At 69.3% G+C, this 1,550-nt stretch carries 2 protein-coding genes; both read left to right on the top strand.

Annotated features, from left to right (window positions below; genetic code table 11):
* Window positions 1-420 (top strand): aminotransferase class V-fold PLP-dependent enzyme (locus FFS27_RS32645; protein ID WP_256659903.1); only part of this gene is annotated, 420 nt, incomplete at its 5' end.
* 202 nt (window positions 421-622) lie between these two features.
* On the top strand, window positions 623-1,550 hold a 928-nt coding region (locus FFS27_RS32635), incomplete at its 3' end, for a DUF2235 domain-containing protein (protein WP_137952549.1).

The following is a 1,550-nucleotide window of genomic DNA, read 5'->3' as shown; positions in this document are numbered from 1 at the left end:
GCCTTCGCCCTAGCCGGCGGGCTTGTCGAGGAGGAGGGCAGGCGCATCGCCGGACTCCAGCGGCGTCTGCTGGAGGGGCTGGCGCAGATCGACGGCTGGCGCCTGAACGGCAGCGCCGACGCACGCATCGCGCATACCCTGAACCTGACCTTCGACAACCCCGCCTTCGTCCCCCAGGCGCTGGAGTCCAGCCTGGCGGTGTCCAGCACCTCGGCCTGCAACTCGGCGCGGCCGGCGCCGTCCCACGTGCTTCTCGCCCTCGGCCACGATGCCGCCAGCGCTGGCCGCAGCGTGCGCCTGAGCCTCGGTCGCTACACCCGCGAGGCCGACGTCGACGCGGCGGTGGCCGCCCTCAAGGCCGCGGCGGATAGTGGCGCGCCGGCGTGGCAGCCGTTCCTCGGGGTATCCAGGGCAGGCTGAGCGGCCGGCTCGACCCGCCCTCGCCGAAGCCAGGGGCTGCGGATAACCGCGAAGCGGTTATTCGCCCTGCGGCTCCAGGGGCTTTTCGTCTTTGCCGCCATTTCCCGGCAATGTGCGCTTGGCGGATCATCCAGGTTGGGTATCATGCGTCGCCATTCCCATCCACCGCCGACGGAAGTCAGGCTTTGCCTGCGTGAGCCCAATGGACGATCTCTCCCCCGATTCCGCCTTGCCGCCTGCCGGCAGCGCCCAGGACAACGACGCGCCGCGCCAGTTGGTGGTCTGCATCGACGGAACCTCGAACCGCTTCGGCGACCAGCCGACCAACGTGGTGCGCCTGTACCGTTCGCTGTCGCGCGATCCGCGCAGGGTGCTGGCCTACTACGACCAGGGCGTCGGCACCTTCGGCCTGAAGGAAACCCTGTTCGAGTGGCAGAAGTTTCCCTCGCGGATCGCCGGCCTGGCCTTCGGCTGGGGGCTCAAGCGCAACGTCGAGGGCGCCTATCGCTTCCTCGCCGAGCACTACCGGCCCGGCGACCAGATATTCCTCTTCGGCTTTTCCCGCGGCGCCTACGCGGTGCGCGTGCTGGCCGCGATGCTGCGTGCGGTGGGCCTGATCGATGCGCACCAGCCGCACCTCTTCGACTACGCCTGGACCCTGCTCACCACCCGCATGCCGCCCCGCGACGAAGACAAGCGGGCCGGCACGCGTCGCCGCGGGCCGGACTTCGGTCTGCTGGGACGCTTCCGCAAGGTCTTCGGCCGGCAGGTGAAGGTGCACTTCCTCGGCCTGTTCGACACCGTGACCTCGGTGGGCTGGGTCTACGACCCGCTGACCGTGCCGTATTCCTCGAACAACGAAATGGTCGACGTGGTCCGCCAGGCCCTGGCCATCGACGAATGCCGCTGCTTCTTCCGGCAGAACCTCTGGTTCGGCGAGAAGGACCGCAAGTCCGACGTGTTGCAGGTGTGGTTCCCCGGCATGCACTCCGATGTCGGCGGTGGCTATGCGCCGAAGGACTCGCGGCTGGCCCTGGTGGCCTTTACCTGGATGCTCGGCGAGGCGCTGGAGGCCGGCCTGCATGTCGACCCGGCGCGCAGCCGCGACCAGTTGCGCGCACGTTCGAAGC

The sequence above is a fragment of the Pseudomonas sp. 2VD genome (assembly GCF_005503585.1).
GTDB classification, from domain to species: Bacteria; Pseudomonadota; Gammaproteobacteria; order Pseudomonadales; family Pseudomonadaceae; genus Pseudomonas; species Pseudomonas aeruginosa.
The sequence above is the reverse complement of the archived record's forward strand: the minus strand, read 5'-3'. Positions and strand labels throughout refer to the sequence as shown.